Source organism: Peribacillus sp. YIM B13482 (assembly GCF_042787975.1).
GTDB lineage: Bacteria > Bacillota > Bacilli > Bacillales > DSM-1321 > Peribacillus > Peribacillus simplex_A.
The window spans coordinates 24,144-44,733 of sequence record NZ_JBHZPF010000021.1 but is presented as its reverse complement, the minus strand read 5'-3'; the positions used below and the strand labels follow the sequence as shown (position 1 = coordinate 44,733).

Annotated in this window: 19 protein-coding genes and 1 pseudogene; 17 read left to right on the top strand and 3 right to left on the bottom strand. The window is 38.0% G+C overall.

The annotated features are described in order from the left end of the window. Positions 1 to 34 precede the first annotated feature (34 nt). The 3 genes from ACFX4L_RS12180 to ACFX4L_RS12170 all read left to right on the top strand — a co-directional run bounded on the left by ACFX4L_RS12180 (position 35) and on the right by ACFX4L_RS12170 (position 2,200). Positions 35 to 652 carry a hypothetical protein gene (locus ACFX4L_RS12180; RefSeq protein ID WP_377405267.1) on the top strand — a complete coding sequence of 206 codons (618 nt, stop codon included), beginning with the start codon at positions 35 to 37 and terminating at the stop codon, positions 650 to 652. Between the two features lie 321 nt (positions 653 to 973). Then, positions 974 to 1,546 carry a YdhK family protein gene (locus ACFX4L_RS12175; protein ID WP_377384285.1) on the top strand — a complete coding sequence of 191 codons (573 nt, stop codon included), beginning with the start codon at positions 974 to 976 and terminating at the stop codon, positions 1,544 to 1,546. 171 nt (positions 1,547 to 1,717) lie between these two features. Beyond that, entirely contained in the window at positions 1,718 to 2,200 is a 483-nt protein-coding gene (locus ACFX4L_RS12170; protein WP_377384282.1) for a GNAT family N-acetyltransferase, read from the top strand. A gap of 523 nt (positions 2,201 to 2,723) precedes the next feature. Here ACFX4L_RS12170 and ACFX4L_RS12165 read toward each other — a convergent pair. Continuing rightward, entirely contained in the window at positions 2,724 to 3,194 is a 471-nt protein-coding gene (locus ACFX4L_RS12165) for a YncE family protein (protein ID WP_377384279.1), read from the bottom strand. 605 nt (positions 3,195 to 3,799) lie between these two features. Here ACFX4L_RS12165 and ACFX4L_RS12160 point away from each other — a divergent pair. The 4 genes from ACFX4L_RS12160 to ACFX4L_RS12145 all read left to right on the top strand — a co-directional run bounded on the left by ACFX4L_RS12160 (position 3,800) and on the right by ACFX4L_RS12145 (position 7,956). Further along, the gene (locus ACFX4L_RS12160) at positions 3,800 to 4,984 is read left to right on the top strand and encodes a glycosyltransferase family 4 protein (RefSeq protein WP_377384276.1); all 1,185 of its coding nucleotides are present in this window, start codon (positions 3,800 to 3,802) and stop codon (positions 4,982 to 4,984) included. Positions 4,985 to 5,004: 20 nt separating this feature from the next. Then, a complete protein-coding gene (locus ACFX4L_RS12155; protein ID WP_284471693.1) occupies positions 5,005 to 5,328 on the top strand; it encodes a hypothetical protein in 324 nt (107 codons plus the stop codon). A gap of 38 nt (positions 5,329 to 5,366) precedes the next feature. Further along, complete coding sequence (locus ACFX4L_RS12150; RefSeq protein WP_377384273.1) at positions 5,367 to 7,160, top strand: glycosyltransferase family protein; 1,794 nt, start codon at positions 5,367 to 5,369, stop codon at positions 7,158 to 7,160. Positions 7,161 to 7,470: 310 nt separating this feature from the next. Then, positions 7,471 to 7,956 (top strand): PaaI family thioesterase, encoded by a 486-nt coding sequence (locus ACFX4L_RS12145; RefSeq protein WP_284471691.1) that lies wholly within the window; start codon positions 7,471 to 7,473, stop codon positions 7,954 to 7,956. Positions 7,957 to 8,388: 432 nt separating this feature from the next. Here ACFX4L_RS12145 and ACFX4L_RS12140 read toward each other — a convergent pair whose 3' ends face one another. Beyond that, a complete protein-coding gene (locus ACFX4L_RS12140; protein WP_377384268.1) occupies positions 8,389 to 10,455 on the bottom strand; it encodes a Na+/H+ antiporter in 2,067 nt (688 codons plus the stop codon). A gap of 378 nt (positions 10,456 to 10,833) precedes the next feature. Between ACFX4L_RS12140 and ACFX4L_RS12135 the strand changes: the two genes are divergently transcribed. From ACFX4L_RS12135 to ACFX4L_RS12095, 9 genes are all read left to right on the top strand, one after another. After that, positions 10,834 to 12,426 carry a spore germination protein gene (locus ACFX4L_RS12135; RefSeq protein WP_377384265.1) on the top strand — a complete coding sequence of 531 codons (1,593 nt, stop codon included), beginning with the start codon at positions 10,834 to 10,836 and terminating at the stop codon, positions 12,424 to 12,426. Further along, a complete protein-coding gene (locus tag ACFX4L_RS12130; RefSeq protein ID WP_377384263.1) occupies positions 12,423 to 13,667 on the top strand; it encodes a Ger(x)C family spore germination protein in 1,245 nt (414 codons plus the stop codon). The genes ACFX4L_RS12135 and ACFX4L_RS12130 overlap by 4 nt, the downstream gene beginning before the upstream one ends. Before the next feature lie 14 nt (positions 13,668 to 13,681). Continuing rightward, on the top strand, positions 13,682 to 13,885 hold the full coding sequence (locus tag ACFX4L_RS12125) for a hypothetical protein (RefSeq protein ID WP_250211754.1): 204 nt from the start codon (positions 13,682 to 13,684) through the stop codon (positions 13,883 to 13,885). A gap of 56 nt (positions 13,886 to 13,941) precedes the next feature. Next, positions 13,942 to 15,042 carry a GerAB/ArcD/ProY family transporter gene (locus ACFX4L_RS12120; RefSeq protein WP_377384260.1) on the top strand — a complete coding sequence of 367 codons (1,101 nt, stop codon included), beginning with the start codon at positions 13,942 to 13,944 and terminating at the stop codon, positions 15,040 to 15,042. Between the two features lie 189 nt (positions 15,043 to 15,231). Next, positions 15,232 to 16,338 (top strand): GerAB/ArcD/ProY family transporter, encoded by a 1,107-nt coding sequence (locus ACFX4L_RS12115; protein ID WP_377384257.1) that lies wholly within the window; start codon positions 15,232 to 15,234, stop codon positions 16,336 to 16,338. Positions 16,339 to 16,771: 433 nt separating this feature from the next. Continuing rightward, positions 16,772 to 17,548: an extracellular solute-binding protein gene (locus ACFX4L_RS12110; RefSeq protein WP_377405264.1), complete on the top strand. Its 777-nt coding sequence runs from the start codon at positions 16,772 to 16,774 to the stop codon at positions 17,546 to 17,548. Positions 17,549 to 17,570: 22 nt separating this feature from the next. Next, a complete protein-coding gene (locus ACFX4L_RS12105; protein ID WP_377384252.1) occupies positions 17,571 to 18,041 on the top strand; it encodes a COG4315 family predicted lipoprotein in 471 nt (156 codons plus the stop codon). 78 nt (positions 18,042 to 18,119) lie between these two features. Beyond that, positions 18,120 to 18,674: an RNA polymerase sigma factor gene (locus ACFX4L_RS12100; protein ID WP_061465967.1), complete on the top strand. Its 555-nt coding sequence runs from the start codon at positions 18,120 to 18,122 to the stop codon at positions 18,672 to 18,674. After that, on the top strand, positions 18,675 to 19,397 hold the full coding sequence (locus ACFX4L_RS12095; protein ID WP_377384249.1) for an anti-sigma factor domain-containing protein: 723 nt from the start codon (positions 18,675 to 18,677) through the stop codon (positions 19,395 to 19,397). A gap of 197 nt (positions 19,398 to 19,594) precedes the next feature. On the opposite strand, the pseudogene ACFX4L_RS12090 reads toward ACFX4L_RS12095, so the two are convergent. Continuing rightward, positions 19,595 to 19,726, bottom strand: a pseudogene (locus ACFX4L_RS12090) (hypothetical protein); the annotation flags it as partial. Positions 19,727 to 19,842: 116 nt separating this feature from the next. On the opposite strand from ACFX4L_RS12090, the gene ACFX4L_RS12085 reads away from it, so the two are divergent. Continuing rightward, a complete protein-coding gene (locus ACFX4L_RS12085; protein ID WP_284471682.1) occupies positions 19,843 to 20,538 on the top strand; it encodes a YjjG family noncanonical pyrimidine nucleotidase in 696 nt (231 codons plus the stop codon). Positions 20,539 to 20,590 lie beyond the last annotated feature (52 nt).

Here is a 20,590-nt window from a genome sequence, read left to right as displayed (position 1 = left end):
ATTTTAGATTCGAATTCAGAGGGGTGAAAAGGGTATGGATAGGAAGAATCGGTTGGTTTTTACTAGATCAAATGCTGGTACTAAACGAAAATTCGATGAAGCGATCACCATTTTGGAATATAGCGTAATGCTAGTTGAATTCTTTGAATTAGAAGAATTCAACAATATAATTGCAGGTCAGTTAATGCTGATTCTATGTGAGACGAAAAATACTCGTATAAAACGGGAAAAGGTCACCATTGACCATTCCTTAATAAAGAAAATCAATCCTTACCCGAAATTGTATCCCATAAAAGATTCCATTCAAATAAGCAATGCTGATATTCCCGAAGACCTCTTCGATTACTCTAAACAGAGGATTGAGCTAAAGCTTTGGAGAAATCAAATTATCTATAAAACCATTATCGAAGGGAAAATCCATGAAATAAAAATCATTGATTTTATAAAGGAAACAGCTAATAAGATTGGTGGGGCGCAAGCTGAATCAAGTCTCCCTAATAATTCCATTATCCCGGATGGGCATACCAAAATCTTATTAAGGAGTATAGCGAAAGGGTTATTCAAATCCATCGGCAGGGATTATAAAGAGCAAACTTCTATGAACCTCTCACATATCATACAAAAAATCGAGGAATCAAAAGGGGGCTCGTGATTAATCCTACTGATGATGGAATTGTCCCGAGTCAGCCATTTAAGTTGTGCGTTTGCGGATAAATAAAACCCTAAGCAATTTAGCTTAATAAAATGAAAGACGATTTTTCTATTTGCGATAGAAAAGTTCGTCTTTTTTTTATTTCCTTTAATTTTCCATCTCATAAGATATGTAGGATCAACGCTATCAGATCACATTCATATAAGGGGAAGACTAATCATAAATTATGTCTGGCTCCATTTCTTTGATCTCGAGTGTTCTCCACAATTTCTGCATATTTAATTGGTAAGGTGGGTTTAACTCGAAAAGGAGGTTTTATCCATGTTGAAAAAAAGAACAAAAATGCCAATCATTTTATCATTATTAACAGCCCTACTTTTAGCCCTCGGCGCTTGTTCCAACAGCGGTGATCAAAACAAAGATAATAAAGTAGAAAAGCAACATGGTGAAATGGACATGAACCATTCTGGCTCAGGAGATGTTCCTAAAGGATTAAAAGCTGCAGAAAATCCAACCTATGAGGTTGGAAGTCAAGCAATTATCGAATCAGGTCATATGGAAAGCATGAAGGGGGCAAAAGCAACAATAGTGGGTGCCTATGATACGACTGCTTATGCAATTTCGTATACGCCTACAACTGGCGGAGAAAAAGTGGAAAATCATAAATGGATCATTCACGAGGAGATCAAAGATGCAGGTGAAAAAGCGTATGAACCCGGAGCGGAGGTTACAGTAAATGCCTCTCATATGAAAGGGATGAACGGGGCAGTCGCTGAAATTGAATCTGCTGAAAAAACGACTGTTTACATGGTTGATTTCACTCCGACTACAGGAGGAGAAAAAGTGAAGAATCATAAATGGGTAACGGAAAGTGAATTATCAGCGTCTGAATGATCTAGCATCATATTTGCACTTGCTTTCAATTCAGAAGAAGAAAAAAGGAATGGCAAACAAATCCATTCCTTTTTTTGAATATGTGTTCTTGAAAATTATTGTTTGGCAGGGATTGTGAATTTGTATCTGTTAATATAGAATTATAAGTTCTTAAAAAATGGTGGTGTAGGTATGGTTACTGGATTAAATATTAGACCTTTTATGGAAAATGATTATACAGCACTGATCAACTATTCTTTACCTATAGAACAAGCAATCTATACTTCTTTACCCTTGAAAGTTATCGAAGACTTCAGGAAGGATAAATATAACCTACCCATGGTCATATATTTAAATGAGGATTTGATTGGTTGTTTTGCCTTATATACGGATAAAGCGGGAAATCAGTTTACAAGTAATGAGAATGCCATTCTTCTAAAATCATTCTCCTTGGATTCACGCCATCAGAAAAAGGGGCTAGCTTTTAAGGCTTTAAAAGTTTTACCTGAAATGATCAAACTAAGTCATCCAGATAAAAATGAGATTATTCTAACGGTGCATCATTCGAATATTCCAGCGATAAATTTATATAAAAAAGCTGGATTTGTTGACAAAGGATACAGATTTAACGGGGAAGATGGGGAGGAATTTATTTTCCATTTTTCTCTGGATTAAGGGAGCTTTAGATAACTTCCGGTAGGTATCATTAACCTATTGTCATGAAATAGGTTTGTTATGCTTCACATAAGTTCACCAAGCTATGTAAAGCCACTCCCCCAACGAAGTGACATCAATAGCCGTCGGGAAAATCCATGTGGTTCATCAAATAACCAAAATTCCATAAATTTCTTCAGACGGTATATGGATAAAAGATGAAAGTTTCGTAGAGATATCATGAACATAAATCCCGCAATCTAGCAATATGTTCGTATGTTTTTTTAATATAACCGGTATTGTATACTCACTTTGGCCAATAAACATCGTTTGATTTCTAACTGCCAAACCGCGAGTATAACCAAGGCTTTTAAAAATATCTTCCTCATTTCTTTTTACTATGAAATCACCTGAAACACAATAATACATTTTATCATCATAATGAAGTACACTGTGAGGTTGAAGTAATTTATCATAACAAATCTTAACCACTTTTCTTTCCTGTAAAGAATATTCTAGAATCACACCTTTGTGGATTGTTTTATTAGGGAAATGCAAAAGAGAGCAAATTTTTCCTTGGAGGATTTGAAAACATTGATACATATAACTTATCATTTACGATATACAAATCGTTGACGTGGCAAACATCGTCATGTTCAGGTGAAAATCTAATTTCATCAATTCTTTCCAAATTGTTTTCCAAATTATAAACACCAATTGAGTTAGTTTTGGTTTCAATAATATAAGCTTTATCATTGTCTATTGCTATACCATGTAAATCTAATTCTGTAGATAAAGTTTTATTCTTTATAACCTTTAAGTTTTCATCCAAAATAAAGATTCCATGAGAATTTGAAAGTACGACAAAAGAGCTGCCGTATTTTGTAATACCTGTGCATCCAACATTTAAAACCTTTTTTATTTCATATTCTTGGTTTTTAAATTGGACTAAATAAAGAGCACCTTTATGATTGCAGCATGAAATTAATAATTTACAATCATCTATGGGTATCATGTAATGTCGCACCTCCTTTTTTGGACAATTCCTTTTCTTATAAAGTATGAATTTTTTAAAAAATGGTATAGACAAGCTATAGATTTTTTTAATAGCACCATATATATAAATGTAGTTTGGAAAACATAATAGTGTTGTGTAAACCATTATTCTTTTTATACAAGTTTATAAAGGTGTATTCGTTTTGAAATAGGCTTTATGCTCTACACTCCCAAGTTAATATTTGCATAAGTATCATTGGCCAATGTTCTCTAATGTCATTAATCTTAAGTGATTTCCTCATTGATAGCTTCAGAATACTACCTACTGTAATCACAAAAAATACAATAGTTTATATGTATGAGGGACGATTCTGGTAAATGAATCGTTCTTCTTTATTTTTGCTGGTTTACAATGTTTCCTTTACAAAAACATATAAAAGTTCATGAAAACTTTACTTTTATTTACAGATTTCTTATATTGATGTCAATATTCAGTAATACATGCTTGGTATAATCGATTAACGGTTTTAAAAAGATATTGGAAAAGAGTCTTCTAAAAATCTTTCATTTGCAGATGAGTAAGCAGGCTGATTGGAGATGACTGACTAGTAGGAGTGAACAAAAATGGAGCAATCTATAAATCTAAATGAGCTTACATTTAGTGAAAAAGATAGATATATGATCATTACGAATGCTTATCCACATGAAGAGCAGTTATATCGGAATGGGTTCATCCATCGAAGAGTCAAGGCTTATCTGGATGAGGGTTTGAAGGTTGATGTCTTTGTTTTGCATCCTGCCTATAAAAAAGCAGAAAAGTATACGTATGAAGATGTGCCAGTTTATCGAGGAACTGAACAGCATCTGCGCATTTTCTTAAATCATAAAGTACATAAAAAAGCACTCATTCATTTTGTTAATCCAAAAATGGTACAAGCGATAAAAGAAACAAGCTCAGAATTACCGATTATCACATGGATACATGGATTTGAAACCGAGGCATGGCATAGAAGATGGTTTAATTTTCTTGAAAGCCCTGAAAGCTTACGGAAGATACTTGAAATGTCGGACGACTATTATGTAGAACAGCTTACTTTTATGAATTGGTTTTATCAAACGAATGAATTGGATACTACCTTTGTTCATATTTCCAAATGGTTCAAAGAACATATAGCGGAATGTGACGCGAGAGCGGACTCGAAAAATTCTGTAATCATTCCCAATGTAATAGATGACAATCTGTTCGCCTTTGTAGAAAAACCAGTTGAAATGCGGACAAAAGTCCTTTCAATCAGGCCATACGCTTCACGAAAATATGCAAATGATTTATCGGTGAAAGCAGTGCTGGAACTATCAAAGAGACCATGCTTCGATAAGTTGGAATTTGCTTTTTATGGTGATGGAAAATTGTTCGACCAAACCGTTGAGCCAATCCGGAATTTTGAGAATGTAACTATCCATAAAGGCTTCATATCTCAAGAGCGAATCGCTGCATTACATAAGGAGTATGGAATTTTCCTTTGCCCAACCCGTTTGGACTCTCAAGGTGTTTCAATGTGCGAGGCCATGTCCAGTGGGCTAGTGCCGATTTCAACAGATATCACGGCAATTCCGGAATTCGTTAAACACGACGTTTCTGGCCTTCTTACAAAACCTGAGTCCCCTATCGATATTGCGGATGCAATAGAGCGTTTATATTACAACTCGGACGTATTTTTAAGAGTGTCAAAACAAGCATCGCAGTCGATTCGGGATAAATGCGCCGTAGATGTTGTTATTAAAAGAGAATTGGAGCTTATCCAAGGTTAATGGAGGGGAGTTTTTTCAATATGGACGGACGAAACGAATATTGGAAAACTATGTATGAAGAACTTGAATTGCAAATGAAAGACATGATGTCGATGACATTGGAGCTCATAGAGAGCAATAACACGGAAAAACAAAACATTATTGAGAACGTTACAAAAGAAAATAATATGTTGCGAGTAGAATTAGAAAAAAGTAAGGTAGCCCAAAAAGAAAATATTAAACTTAACAAAGAGATACGGAGACTTAAGTTATTAGAACACAAATTCAACGTTACATATGCAGGGAAATTCACGTTAAAATATCTTGCACTTAAATCATCTATTAAAGAACAAATAAAAAAATAAAATTTTCATATCAGATTTCAGTCATTGGAGTGAAAACTTTGAATTCATATGAACTAGTGGAAAAAGGAAAATTGAAGGTACTTCTATTTGGCTTTATTGACATGAATTCAATGGATGGATCTGCAGTATTTTTATCTTCCTTAGCATCGACCATTGCGTTAGACTCTAACATCGAGGTTGATTTACTATTAGCAAGCCCGGTCAAACGCGATATCTTGATTCAACCTCTTGAGAAATTTGATAATATAACCATTAAAAATCCTTTTGTTGATCCTTTTTTTACTGCCACCGATGCTGAATGGGTAAAAAAAGGGGTCATTGATTTTGATATAGCTGAAATGCTCATTTCTCATTATTGGAGTCAAAAGGAATATGATTGGCTATTTGTTAGAAGTATTGAGACTGTTGAAAAAATAGTAAAACATAAGCATATCATAAAGAATACATTAGTTTATGCTACAGGCTTGACTCATATAGGTCAGGATGTTAATGAAGAAAAATTTGAGAGCATTAAAAATATATATGATCAATGTGCGTATTTCTTATGTCAAACAGAGGAAATGTGCGAATTTGTAATTGAGATTCTTAATTTGAATAAAGACAAAAACAAAGTTTCCCTGCTTACCCCGATGATACCAAATGTTGAATCAGCAGGAGGGGAGACCCGTTTAAAACACAAACTTGTGTATACAGGCAAGTTCGACCCTGATTGGAAGACCATTCCTATCATTACTGCCTTTAAAGAATTAAAACGCGAGATTCCGAATCTTTCACTTGATATCGCAGGGGATAAATTCAAATGGGTTAAAGGTGATTCACAGTTTAAGGAAGAAGCGGAATACCTGCTTAAAAATACAGAAGGGCTTACATGGTATGGGGCATTGACAAGGGAGAATGCCCAACAGTTAATAGTGAACGGTGATATTGGGATAACCTGGAGAAGTGAGGAAATGGACAGCAGTCTGGAACTGTCTACAAAGTTATTGGAGTATGGAATATTAAGAAAGGCTGTAATAATGAATCCAACAAAAATGCATATAAAGCTTTTTGGCGAAGATTACCCGTTATATGCTGTTACAGAGAAGGATTTCCGTAACGCAGTCAAATTAGCTTTATGCAATAAGGATATATATGAGTTTGCGGCAAAACGAATGTATCAAGTTAGCAGGCAGTTTTTGTTTTCGGAAGCATTAAAAAAATTGCAAGGGCTATTATGGAGTAGACGTATAACTGATTATGTAAATCAAAGCGGAAATGTGTATTTTTATATTGATGAAGATGACTTTGATGAACTGAATAAGCATGTACCATCAAATCAGATAAAAAAATTGCCGGCAGATTTTAATGTTGAGGAAGTTTTTACCTATATAGTGAAAAACATACCTGAAGAAGTAAAACGGGGCGAAAAACTTTTTAAACTATCAGGGTATGGTCAAATCATTTCAGCAGAAAAAGCAGGGTGTTTTACCTTCCTCCAAATCCATAAAAGTATTGGAAGCTTTGAACAAGATTTTCAAAATAACTTGCCATATCTAAAAACTATAGGATATGAAACCAATGGCACTCCTAAATTAAAAGCAAAAGACATGGAAATTCCAATAAAAGACCTGATCATTGTTGAAAATAAAAACAATGATTTGAAAGTGAAAAATAAAGAATTTGTTAAACAAGTAAAGCAATTAAAAAAACTGAACGAAGCTCAACTTAAAAAAATTACCAAGTTAGAAAAACAAAACCTGACACTTGGACGTAAATACGATTCACTTTCGAAGTCGAAAATGGGTAAAATGACATTTAAGTATTGGGATTTAAGAAAAAGGCTTAACTTTTAAAAATGCAATGGCAGACACTTCTTAACATATATTAGTCAAAGGAAAGCTCCTGAATGCTGCAAGCATACAGGGGCCTTTGCATTTATATCGAGTAAAGGAGCAAGGAATCCTTGCAAACTTTTTATGTATGTTGTCGATTTCCACAGTATATATAAAGCTGCGTCAGTTTACTATTGCATGAAAATTAAAACTTGGACGTAAGCTTAATAAAGATTCATGGAATGACAAAAAAACTATCTTTCAGCAATTATCCAAATAGACCGATTATCCTTTAATGATGTTATAATATTCTGAAAAAGGGGGAGAGTTGATGGAGGAGAATGTGCTAAAAGCGATTCAAGATGATTATCCAGATGCATTTGCATGGTGTTATGGATGTGGTCGCTTAAACAAAGATGGTCATCATTTTCGAACGGGTTGGCAAGGCGAGCAAACAAGGACAATTTATACACCACGTCCAGAGCATATCGCAATTCCAGGGTTTGTTTATGGCGGCTTGATTGCATCTTTAATTGATTGTCATGGAACAGGTTCCGCTGCTATTGCATTGCATCGTAAAAATGGTCATGAAGCTGGAGATGGAGTGGAGCCTCCCAGGTTCGTGACAGCTTCACTGAAAGTGGAGTTCGTAAAGCCAACCCCAAATGATGTGCCATTAATGGCAGTTGGGACGGTTCATGAAATTCATCCTAAGAAATGGAGAATCGAAACAGAGGTTTTTGCCATCGATAAACTTTGCGCCCGAGGCGAGGTTGTCGCCGTGGTGATGCCAAGTACTTTTATAAGCAAAGAGTGATCGAACTCTTGGAAAAGGCCATTAAATAAGCTAATTAATATGAACGCATTCAAAAGGGAATTAAGATTTTGCAAAGGGCCGTCCAACTAGTTGGACGGTTATTTAGTGTATCTGAGTATCCATTTCAAGCATATCCATAACCATGAATGGAATCAGAAGTGCAGGAACAGATGGAGCGCTTTAAGGATAAGAAAAGACCGTGTTTTGTTGGCAGGAAAGAAGAAAGCAGCATGTCTTCCAGGTAATCAGTTTGTGCGATTTTCCTACTTAGTGATTTTCAACCTTGGATGAGTTAAGCTGATCCGGGGCATCTTTCAACGGAATTGATAAAAGAAGAAATTGAGAGGACACAATGGATTGTTCAATTAGATTAAATGTTTATTTACTAAAGAGACACCGCTTCCTGCTGTATCGGTGCCTCTTTATAATTTATCAATTTTGTATCATTAACATTTCATCATAGATTAAGTTTTGTCTAAGCTCAGTCGCTGTTTGCATGGATATTTGCTCCTCTTCAACCATTTGCTGAATGATATCACGTTCGATTTGCATCGCATTCAACTGAAAATGACTCACCATCTCTTTAAAGCGATTTGCTTCTTTTTCACTTAATGTTCCGAATGGACTCAAATAACGATTATATCTTTGAATGACAAGCATGACTTCATGACGGTTCTCAGTTGTAGTTTGTTGTTTGATCAATGAAATAGCTTCCTTTGAAGCTTCTTTTTGTGCTTTACGGAACTCCCGGATCAGGTCAGCATTTTTAACGATGGAGTTCTCTAATTTCGCTTTCCATTTCTTATCCCATTTGACATTGAGCTTTTTCTTGAAAAGGATTGCCTGCAAATTAATCCAAGCTCTTTGCAATGATGATTTTTGCATATAATTTAACGTTCTTGAAATATACACTTTATAAAGCTCAAAGGCTGTTTCAGATATAATCCCTTTTTCGACTAATCCAGAAACGACTTCCAATTCCTCATTGGCCCCTAGCTCCACTAATTCCAGTATGGTTCGATTATCCGGTCTATTTGTTATTCCCCGCTCCAAATCTATCAGTTGATCATTTAAATCTTCCATCACTTGATGGACAGCTTTCTGATTATCGATGGTTGCTTCTTTGCTCAGCTGATTGATCGTTTTATTTAAAACAATTTTATAAGCCTCCTCAGGGGTTAGGCGTTCATCTTTGAATTCAATCGGTGTCTTCACCAGTAATGGCAAGAGAACCGTAGCCAATATGACGCTTAACAATATAACGCAAGCTGCGATAAACAAGACAGTATTACGCATCGGGAATAAAGTGTCATCCGGCATAAAATATGGTATGGATAAAGCTGTAGCTAATGTAATGGTTCCATGAATGCCGCTAACGGATGTCAAGAAGGCAAATCGTGATCTTGAAACATTCTCCTCATCGGTGTCATGGCTATCTTCTGGATGAACCCTTGACATGATGAATTGCTCTAATGGATTCACTCTGTTTTTCGTAAAAGTATCATGCAGAATGTATACCCAAATAAAACGGATCACCAATAATAAAAGAACAATCAAAACACTTATCCCAAAAAGATTACCCCTATTTAAGCCGGACTCAATTTCCTGATAAACAATCGGCAACATGAATCCTAACAAGGCAAATACAAGTCCATTCAAAACATAACCTAATACAGACCATGTATTAGTTGATACAATTTGCAATTTAGTTGTGGAACTCTGAAGGCGGTCCCGCTCGATGCCATGAATTACACCTGCAGCAACCACTGCCAAGATGCCGGATACATGGAATTCTTCAGCTACCATATATATGGCAAAAGGCGTAATCAGTTCAATAACAATGGACATGGAGACTTCTTCAAGTCCATGAACCCGTAAAAATAATCGTAATTTAACGATTAAATAACCTAATAGGATACCTATAAAGATACCCCCTAAAGCTACGAATATAAAATTAAGCGAAGCATCTTTTATAGAAAATACTCCAGTTAAGGCAGCTGCCAAGGCAACTTTAAAAGCAACGATTCCAGCAGCATCATTGAAAAGTGATTCACCTTCAAGGATGGGCATCATATTTCCGGGCAATTTCAATCCTTTTGTAATCGATTGTACCGCTACGGCATCCGTAGGGGTAATCGTGGCTGCTAAAGCAAAAGCAACAGCCATGGGCATATCGGGTATTACCCAGTGGATGAAAAAACCTCCTGCAAAAACGGTCACGAATACTAACCCAAAGGCCAATAACAGAATAGGCTTACGCAATTCAAGCATTTCTTTACGGGACGTATTTTTTCCTTCTGTAAAGAGCAGCGGAGCAATGACACAGATCATGAATAATTCTGAATGAAAATCCAACGATAATTGAAATGGCAATAATGAAAGCACTGCTCCCATGACTATCTGATATATTGGAAGCGGAATACGAGGCCATATGGCATTCAAGATGGTTGCAATTATTGTGGCAACCAATAATCCGAGCAAAGCGATTAAGAATGACATAGAATCCCCCTATCTTCTAATGTTTTACTCTGAGTGTCCATGAAACTACTATAAAAAGATAAAAATGCAGAGGTATTTTAAAGCGAATATCCATCCTTTAAAAAGTATCTTCTTTATGGTCTTGCATATCTTGGTCAAAATCCATACTTAAACAGAGACAGTATTTTTCACTAATATGTAGTCTCGGTTTTTGATATACCCCTTAGTCATTAATTACAAACAGGATATCACAAGAGTTTACGGTTTATTCAATATCAGCTTATAACATAGCTTTTTAATTCTTCTAAATATAAGTTCATGCTGGAATCAGGATTTTCTGTATAAAATACCCTTAATGAAGAAACATAGAAAAATGGAGTTAGAGCGACCTGCAAAAAAATGGGGGTAACCAGCTTGATTCGTAATGTTGGCAAATTGTTAAGAAAAAAGAAAGAAAAAAAATCCCTGGTGCAAAATGATTACCTAGATTCCAAGCCTGCAGATTCACTTGATGCGAATTTCAGTCAAAATGTAGAAACACTTCGTTCTGTTTATGATAATTGCTCGGATGTCATGTTTCGCTCGTTCTTACTTTTCGGAAAAACGCGGGCGATGCTCATTTACATTGCGGGACTCTCAGACATAGAGGCGATAGAGCAATATGTGCTATCTCCACTCATGCAGGAGTCATCAAAAGAATCACAACCATTAAATGATTTTATTGAACATAAATTGCCCGTTCCTAAAGTGGTAAAAGTGAGTATGCTGGCAAATTGCATTGAATCGATTTCCTCTGGAAACCCGATCCTTCTATATGAAGGGGGAAGCGATGGATTTTCTTTAGGATTGTCCAAATGGGAAAAGCGAGCGATTGAAGAACCTGTGGCAGAGAGTGGAGTTAGGGGGTCGCGAGAGGGATTTATTGAATCGCTAGAGGTAAATACGTCCCAATTGCGACGCATTATTAAAAGTCCTGCCCTTAAAATACAATCGATGAAGATCGGAACTCTTACCAGGACGAATGTTTCAATTGCTTATATTGATGGACTTGCGGATAAAACACTGATTGAGGAGATTACAACTCGGTTGGAACGAATTAAAATAGACGGTATTTTAGAAAGCGAGTACATCGAGGAAATGATTGAGGACAATCCGTTTTCACCTTTCCCTCAGATCATGTCGACAGAACGGCCGGATGTAGCCTGTTCTAGTTTGCTGGAGGGACGAGCTGTCATTCTTGTAGAAGGGACCCCTTTTACTTTAATTGCACCAATATCCTTCTTTTCTTTGATTCAATCACAAGAGGATTATGCTCAACGTTTTATGGCAGGCACTTTTATCCGTTGGTTGCGTTATTTTTTTATGGGATTATCTCTTTTGCTTCCTTCACTTTATGTTGCCATTTTGACGTTCCATCATGAGGCGGTCCCAACCGCCCTCCTGCTAAGCGTAGCAGCATCACGGGAATCGGTCCCTTTTCCTGCAATAGTAGAGGCATTGGCTATGGAAATTACGTTTGAAGCACTAAGAGAGGCAGGGGTTCGATTGCCGAAGCAGGTAGGTTCTGCCGTCAGCATTGTTGGAGCGCTAGTGATTGGTCAAGCTTCCGTACAAGCGGGCTTGGTTTCAGCGCCAATGGTCATTGTGGTTGCAATTACGGGGATCGCTTCTTTTATGATGCCTCGTTATATTGCCGGAATTGCTTTCCGGATGCTGCGTTTTCCAATGATGCTGCTTGCCGGTACCTTAGGACTGCTTGGCATCATGATGGGGATCATCGCCATAGTAATTCACTTATGCAGCTTACGTTCCTTTGGCGTTCCATACTTGGCGCCACTGGCACCGTTAAAAGGTAAAGAGCTGAAAGATGTGCTGTGGAGAGCCCCTTGGTGGATGATGGATTCACGCCCGCGTCTCACAGGGGATTCTAATGTATACCGTCAAGCCCCGGAACTGAAACCAAATCCAAAAAGGGGGAGTGAAACGGAGTGAATAATAGCTGGAGGCGAAAAAGGATATTGGAGAAAGGAAAAAGGCGTCATTTCATGAAAAGCGTCCTTCTTTTGCTCGGTATTTGTGGAACGACCCCTTTTCTAAGCGGTTGTTGGGATCGAGTGGAAATCACTGATTTGGCGGTTGTCACAGCCGCCGCCATCGATAAGAAGGATGATAATCAAATCGAACTATCAGTCCAAATCTTTATTCCAAGTTCAATAAGTAGCGGAGGAGGTCAAGGAGGGTCCAGTCAAGGAGGGGGTGCGGTTACGACATTGGTGAGATCTGAAAAAGGCTCCAATATTTCAGATGCATTGTCTAGGCTTCAAAGCAAGCTTCCGCGAAAAGTATTTTGGGGACATTGTAAAGTATTTGTATTCGGTGAAAAGTTAGCGAAGGAAGGAGTTCAAGAGCAGCTGGATTTTTTGCTGCGCCATCCGCAGCCAAGAGAGAAAGCAAATGTGTATGTAAGCAAAGGGAAAGCAAAGCCTATCCTTGAATCTTTGCCGCCCCTGGAAAACTATTCAGGGGAAGTGCTTAGAGAACTATCTGATTTACATATCGGGATGCTGGTCACACTACAGGATTTAGATGAAATGTTAACGGGTACGCCTCAAGCGGCCGTAATTCCATTCATTAAAATATTACCTCCAGGGAAAGGGCAAACGAAATTACAGGGGATTCCTTACATTGTCGGATCAGCCGTGTTCAAAAAAGATAAAATGACTGGAACGATGACTGAAAAGGAAACTAGAGGGCTATTGTGGTTAAGGGATGAAATAGAATCATATACCGTGACATTACAACCAAAAGGTGTGAAAGGGGAGATTTCTTTAAATCCAGTGACAGCCAAAGTCAAGATCATTCCGCAAATTATCAATGACAAATGGAAATTGTTGGTGAAGGTAAATACAGAAGGAGCTGTTATACAAAATGGAACGAATTTAGACCTTTCAAGTCCAAAATCTTTAAAAATGGCAGAACGAGCCTTTCAAAAAGATATAGAAAAACGCATCGAGCTGGCTTTTCTGAATACTCAGCATAAGAAATCGGACATTTTAGGGTTAGGTAAAGATTTCTATAGGAAATATCCTAAACAGTTTAATAAGGTCAAAAACCACTGGGATGAGGTATTCGCGGAAATGGAAGTGGAAATCGATGTTATGGCCTATATTCGAAGACAGGGCTATATTATCAAACCGGCAGGTTTGTCTGAAAATGAGGTGAAGGACAAGTGAGATGGGGGACTTTTTTGTGTACAACCGTGATTGTAATTCTAATCATTTTGTATGAATGGCCGAAAATGAAAAAAAATCCTAAAAAAGATAAAGTGGCATTTGTTACACTGCTCCTCACTGGCTTGGTTCTGTCCATGTTCAATCTCCCACAGATGTCAGGGCCCACTCAATGGGTGGAGACTCTTTTCAGGCCATTTGCAGAGTTTATGGAAAAGTGAGTCTATTAGTGGGTGTTGCGGGATTAATTTCATTCTATTAAGAAAGGAGGAAGCAGATGGAGAAAGGGAAAATTTCATCTCTGCAGATGGCATTCATGTTGTATCCGGCGATTGTGGCAACGGCTATTCTCGGTGTTCCAAGCATCACAGCGAAATATGCCAAAACTGATTTATGGATTTCCCCCATTTTTGCTGCGCTTATAGGGTATCTGACGGTGTATATCGCTTATAAACTGCACCAACTTTATCCAAAACAAACGGTGATCCAATTCACTGAAAAGATCATTGGTCGGATTCTGGGGAAAATTTTCGGTTTTTTACTCTTGCTTTTTTATATCCAGAACACGGGGCTAATCCTTAGATCCTACGCAGAATTTGTTGTCGGCTCTTTTCTGGTACGTACCCCGATTAGTGTGATCATGATATCGATGGTGATTCTGTGTGCGTTCATCGTACGCGGGGGAATAGAAGTGTTGGGGAGAGCTGCTGAATTGTTTGTACCTGTTTTCATTTTTCCAATCTTTGTCTTAATCCTCTTGCTGATTCCTGATCTCGAATTTAAGAATATATTCCCGGTATTGGGGGATGGTATAATGCCCCCAATCAAGGGTGCGATTGTACCGGGTGGATGGTTCAGCGAGTTTTTCCTGATCATTTTTCTTTTCCCTTTCTTGGCAGATATGAAAAAAGGGATGAAATCAGGGATGATGACTGTTTTTACCGTGATGATGACGTTAATTGTGGTGAATCTTATGGTTCTATTTGTACTTGGGTCAACCACATCCACAAAACTTTACCCCTTGATGAATGTATCTCGATACATCAGTTTGGCCGACTTTTTTGAACATGTAGAGTCCGCCGTCATGGCGGTATGGATAGTGGGGGCGTTTGTGAAAATTTCCGTTTTTTATTATGTATCTGCTTTAGGTACAGCGCAGTGGCTGAATCTCTCCGACTATCGGCCTGTTGTATGGCCGATAGGGATTTTGATAGTGGAATTCGGTTTTTGGTCGTTTCCTAGCTCTATGGATGTCAGTCGTAATGATACCAACGTCTTCCCTTTTCAAGGAATTTTAATGCAGACGATCATTCCGCTTTTATTATTGGTGATAGCTGTTGTAAGGAAAAGAAAGCGTAAAGGAACCGAAACCAGCTGACTGGGCATTTTTTATGCTAAATATCCTATCAAAAAGGTGCTATCTATGTTCGTACTCGCGCAGAGGGCAGGACTAACTGAATGGATTGCATCTCTTTTTTTAGCCGTTTGAAGAGTTTATGAAAAAGTAAATCTATCAGTGGGCTACGTGATTCCAAATTTACATACCATCACAGAAAGGAGGAAGATGATGGAGAAAGGTAAAATTTCATCACTACAGATGGCATTCTTGATGTATCCAACGATTGTGGCAACGGCTATTCTCGGTGTTCCAAGCATCACAGCGAAATATGCCAAAACTGATTTATGGCTTTCCCCCATTTTGGCGTCTCTCATCGGGTATGCGACGGTATATATCACTTATAAACTGCACAAACTTTATCCGAAACAAACGGTTATCCAATTCAGTGAACATATCATAGGTCGGATTCCTGGGAAAATTCTCGGTTTTTTATTCTTGTTTTTTTATATCCCGATAACAGGGCAAATCCTAAGAAGTTACGGAGAATTTATTGTCGACTCTTTTCTGGTCAAAACCCCGATTAGCGTGATCATGGCATCGATGGTACTCCTCTGTGCCTTTATGGTACGCGGAGGGATAGAGGTGATGGGGAGAGCTGCCCAATTGTTGGTTCCTGTTTTTATCTTTCCAATCCTCATTTTAATTGTCCTACTGGGCCCAGATCTTGAATTTAAGAATATATTCCCGGTATTGGGAAATGGAATTATGCCTCCAATCAAGGGTTCAATTGTACCGGGGGGATGGTTCAGCGAGTTTTTCCTGATCATTTTTCTCCTCCCTTTTGTAGCTGATATGAAAAAAGGAATGAAATCCGGGATGATGACTGTTTTTGCCGTGATGATGACGTTAATTGTGGTGAATCTTACGGTTCTTTTCGTACTCGGGTCAACAACAGCCACCAAGGTTTATCCCCTGATGAATGTAACTCGATACATCAGCATCGGCGACTTTTTTGAACATTTGGAGTCAGCCGTCATGGCCATATGGATAGTAGGAGCGTTAATCAAAATTTCCGTATTTTATTATGCGGCTGTATTGGGTACTGCCCAGTGGCTGAATCTCTCCGGCTATCGTCCGGTTGTATGGCCAATAGGGATTTTGATTGTAGAATTCAGCTTTTGGTCGTATCCTAGCTCTATGGATGTCAGTCGATATGATATCATCGCCTTCCCTTATCAAGGAGTTTTGATGCAAACGATTATACCTCTGTTATTGTTGGTGATTGCTGTGATTGGGAAAAGAAAAATACAGAAAAAGGGAAGCAATTCAAGCTAACCTTTTCTTCCAATTCTTTGATTTAAGATGATTGAAAAAAGTATGGGCAAGAAAATAGGCAAAAGGAGCTCTATCTTAATGTTAAAACAAAGTTGATTGGAACGAAAGGTTCGAGACTCCTGCTTAGAAAAGCGCTTCCATGGGAGAACCCGCAGGCGCATGGCGCCGAGGGCTCTATGTTCCAATCAACGGCAAAATTTTAAAAATCTTATAAAAATTATAGAAAGACTCAATCATTATGGAGTTTGTCTACAGTCTGCAACCATTCCGTTTTCGAATGGTTTTTTTGTTGAGTGAAAAACTTAAAAACTGGAGATCATCAGATGTACTTTGCAGCAAGTTAAAAATAATTAACAATCTTTTTCAAACCGTTTTGAGGTTTGTCCCGTTATCTATAGTACAAAGTTTTTTTTAGAAAGGAGAGAAGAAAGAAGTGAAGAAAAAGGTCATTTTTGTTGGGTGGATATCATTGATGTTAGTCCTTGTAGGATTTTCACCGGAAATGAATTCGAAACCGGGGCAAGCAGTCAACGATGTCGTAAAAGTATACGGTCCAGGTGGCCCTCTTGGACCAATCAAGGAAGTAGCGAAGCAATTCACCAAAGAAACGGGAATAAAAGTTGAGGTAACAGCGGGACCCGAAGAAAAATGGATTGATCAAGCCAAGCAAGATGCCGATATCATTTACGGAGGTTCCGAGTATATGCTAACTGATTTCATGCTTAACCATCCAGGTATCATTAATGAAAAAAGCCGTACTGAATTGTACTCGAGGGCAGCTGGAATTCTGGTTAGAAGAGGAAACCCAAAGAATATACAGTCATTGGAGGATTTAACGAAGAAGGGCGTAAAGATTGTGGATGTTAATGGAGCCGGGCAACTGGGGCTATGGGAAGATTTGGCGGGAAGAAAAGGACTTATTCCTGGAATTAGCAGGAATATTGCCATTTCAGTGAAGTCCAGTGCAGAAGCTATCGAGCTATGGAAGGTAAATTCTAAATTCGATGCTTGGATAACATATGAATCCTGGCATTACCGTCTATCGGATGTGACAGACCTGGTTCAACTCCCTGAGGAAGACAAGCTATATAGGGGAACTCCGGTAAGCATAACAAGTAAGAGCGAAAACAAGAAAAAAGCAAAACAATTCATTGACTATCTTAAAACGGAAGAATCCCATCAAGTATTTCAAAAATGGGGATGGAAGTAAAAATTATGAGGAGTGAGAGTATATGAAAAAGTGGTTGGTATTTTCAGTTTTTATGATGGTCCTAGTTTTGACGGCGTGTGGAAATGAAGCTGATGATTCACCCAAAAAGGATCAAGTTGTTAGTGGTACTGCCGATGAAAAAGCAGTAACCCTAAAATTATTGGAAAGTGAAACAACAGGCGAATACTTGGCTGATTCCAAGGGAATGACACTTTATTTTTTCAAGAATGATAAATCCGGTAAAAGCAATTGCGCGGATGAATGTCTGGAGAAATGGCCGCCGTTCATGGAAAGGGATTTTGCTGTTCCAAAAGGATTTGAGGAAAAAAACTTTGGAACCATTAAAAGGGAAGATACAGGAGAAGAACAGGTAACGTACAAAGGATTTCCACTCTACTATTTTGTGAATGATAAGGCAGCGGGAGATGTCAATGGTGAAGGAGTGAAAAATGTTTGGTATATTGTAAATAATGAGACGGTTTTTCCAAAATAAGAAAAAAAGGGACGATCACTGGTGGTCGTTCCTGTTGTTCGTTTTCCAAATTTACATGGTGAGGAGTTGCAGGTGCGATTGAAAGAAAAACTTGATAAGGAATTGATGGCATTAGTAATGAAAAAGCATCGTCCTGCCCTTGAAGAACTTTATGACCGGCATATTAAATTAATCTATGGTTTTATTTTTAAATTCACAAATGGAAATGCTGAAAAAACTAAGGAGATTGTGCAGTTGGTCTTTTTAAAGCTCTGGACCACAAAAAGCAGCTACAATTCCGAAAAGGGGCACTTTTTAAGCTGGCTTTTGACGGTTACACGAAATGTGTGTGTCGATTATGTCCGTAAAGACAGTGTTCATATCCGGAATAACAAACACATGGACATGAGTCATCCAATTGACATAGAAGATCCGAATAATGATATAGAAAATGGGCTATTACACAGTGAAATTGCCAATGCAAAAAGTAAGTTAAGCAAGCCGCAAAAAAGGCTGATTGATTTACTGTATTGGAAAGGGTACTCGTTAACGGAAATTGCCAAAATTGAAAATGAACCGGTTGGTACCATCAAGAGCAGACTTCATCAGTCGCTTAAATTGTTGAAAAAGCATTTGGAAGTAGGTGGTTTGTAAATGAATACAAAATGCGCTAACCTGCTTTCATTTTTATCGGGTGAACTGGGGGAAAAAGAAAAAAAGGCATTCACGGAACACTTAATTCACTGCTCTGAATGCACTAGGGAGTATGAACAAATGACGGAAGCCTGGAATTCATTGAAATGGGATTTCGAAGAAATCGAACCTTCTTCTTCCATGAAATCAGAGGTTATGAATTTTGTCTTTGAGACTGATGATGAAGTTCCGGTGACAAAGGAAAAGAAATGGAGTAGTTTTTTCCTTAAGCAGTTTACACCTGTAACTTCAGGTATCTTGCTGGTCACTCTAGTTTTGTCATTTGTGCTGTTGTATTCCAATATTCAACTAAAAAAAGAACTTGCAGCCATCAATCTGCCAATGGAGGTTAAAACGTCACTATCTTTGCAGCCTGCTGATAAGACGGCTATAAGGATGAATACGGATGGTGCTGCATATATTTTGCAGCAAGGTGAAGAAAGAAGGTTAATCGTTCAGATTCAGAATTTGCCTAGCCTTCAAGAGTCCGAGGTGTATCAGGTATGGTTGCTGAAAGATGGAAAACGGACAAATGCAGGAACCTTCAAGCCTGATGAAGCAGGCACAGGATCGTTGACATACAAACTGTCCATTAATGATCAATTCAATCAAATTGGCATCACAAAAGAACCAGATTCAAATAGTACAAAGCCGAGAGGTGATAAAATAGTTGGATCTTCATAAAAATAAGAGACTTGCCCGCAAAGGGGAAGTCTCTTATTTTCTGTTCGTACCTGAATTTAATAGCTAAGTGAAATATGAATTGGAATATAAGTGTTTACCATTCACTATCGATCACTAGCAACGAATAACCAGCATGTTTCGGTTGGGGGCAAATGGACTTGTTTAAGGTAAGACAAATATTGTCCTTTTCATGATACCTATTTATTCATTAAATTCCAACAGTACTCCCGGATCAATGCCGAAGCTTTCGTTTGATTGATAGAGAGGTCCTTCGCGACTTTCCTTGATGATTTGTATGTTTGGTAAGATTTCCTGATCAATATTCGTTTCGTTTCATCAAGTGCTTTATCGAAGTTTGTAGTATATCTTTATCATGAATCTACATAAGTAATACGTATTTAAAGGAAATGTGTTAAGTTGGACTAAAATGATTATGGAGGCAGCGATGAAATACGAGATTATCCTATTTGATGTTGATGATACATTGCTAGACTTTAGAATATCGGAAAAAAAGGCACTGCATGAAGCCTTTTTGGAGTACGGTTTGCCCACAGGGGCAAAGGATTATGTGGTAGGCTATCAAGAAATCAGTAGAGGATTATGGAGAGATCTGGAACAGGGACTTATTGATTTAACTGAACTGGGAGTGGAAAGGTTTAAGCGGTTATTCCTTAAGCATGGTCTTAATATCCATGCGGATTCATTCAGCCGTGCGTATCTGGGATATTTGGGAAAGGAAATACATCTAATGCCAGGGGCTGTAGAGGTTTGCGAGAAGCTTAAAGGATGCCGGCTGGCTATTATAACAAATGGCTTTACGTCAGTGCAGACAGCAAGAATCGGGGGTTCTCCTCTTAGCCATACTTTTGAGCATTTGATAGCTTCCCAAGAGGCTGGGTTTCAGAAGCCTGATAAAGGGATTTTTGATTATGCATTTTCCAAGTTAAAGATCACAGATAAATCGAAAGCATTGATAGTGGGTGACTCCTTGACATCAGATATACAGGGTGGATTGAATTATGGAATGGACACCTGCTGGTACAATCCCCATCAAAAGGATAATAATCTAGGAATCAAGCCAACCTATGAAATCCGGAAGCTGACTGATCTTTTAGGGATTATAGGAAGTAAGCAAGTTTAGAGAGTTATCTGCGTTCTAAAAAACAGAGGCCGCTTGTCCAAGTGATAGGACA

What these genes read in the sequence shown, in the direction of transcription:
- ACFX4L_RS12165 (WP_377384279.1), bottom strand. Translation starts at nt 3,194, where the DNA reads ATGATACCCATAGATGATTGTAAATTATTAATTTCATGCTGCAATCAT.
- ACFX4L_RS12135 (WP_377384265.1), top strand. Translation starts at nt 10,834, where the DNA reads ATGGGGGTAACCAGCTTGATTCGTAATGTTGGCAAATTGTTAAGAAAA.
- ACFX4L_RS12180 (WP_377405267.1), top strand. Translation starts at nt 35, where the DNA reads ATGGATAGGAAGAATCGGTTGGTTTTTACTAGATCAAATGCTGGTACT.
- ACFX4L_RS12160 (WP_377384276.1), top strand. Translation starts at nt 3,800, where the DNA reads ATGGAGCAATCTATAAATCTAAATGAGCTTACATTTAGTGAAAAAGAT.
- ACFX4L_RS12155 (WP_284471693.1), top strand. Translation starts at nt 5,005, where the DNA reads ATGGACGGACGAAACGAATATTGGAAAACTATGTATGAAGAACTTGAA.
- ACFX4L_RS12145 (WP_284471691.1), top strand. Translation starts at nt 7,471, where the DNA reads ATGGAGGAGAATGTGCTAAAAGCGATTCAAGATGATTATCCAGATGCA.
- ACFX4L_RS12105 (WP_377384252.1), top strand. Translation starts at nt 17,571, where the DNA reads ATGAAAAAGTGGTTGGTATTTTCAGTTTTTATGATGGTCCTAGTTTTG.
- ACFX4L_RS12140 (WP_377384268.1), bottom strand. Translation starts at nt 10,455, where the DNA reads ATGTCATTCTTAATCGCTTTGCTCGGATTATTGGTTGCCACAATAATT.
- ACFX4L_RS12170 (WP_377384282.1), top strand. Translation starts at nt 1,718, where the DNA reads ATGGTTACTGGATTAAATATTAGACCTTTTATGGAAAATGATTATACA.
- ACFX4L_RS12120 (WP_377384260.1), top strand. Translation starts at nt 13,942, where the DNA reads ATGGAGAAAGGGAAAATTTCATCTCTGCAGATGGCATTCATGTTGTAT.
- ACFX4L_RS12095 (WP_377384249.1), top strand. Translation starts at nt 18,675, where the DNA reads ATGAATACAAAATGCGCTAACCTGCTTTCATTTTTATCGGGTGAACTG.
- ACFX4L_RS12175 (WP_377384285.1), top strand. Translation starts at nt 974, where the DNA reads ATGTTGAAAAAAAGAACAAAAATGCCAATCATTTTATCATTATTAACA.
- ACFX4L_RS12115 (WP_377384257.1), top strand. Translation starts at nt 15,232, where the DNA reads ATGGAGAAAGGTAAAATTTCATCACTACAGATGGCATTCTTGATGTAT.
- ACFX4L_RS12085 (WP_284471682.1), top strand. Translation starts at nt 19,843, where the DNA reads ATGAAATACGAGATTATCCTATTTGATGTTGATGATACATTGCTAGAC.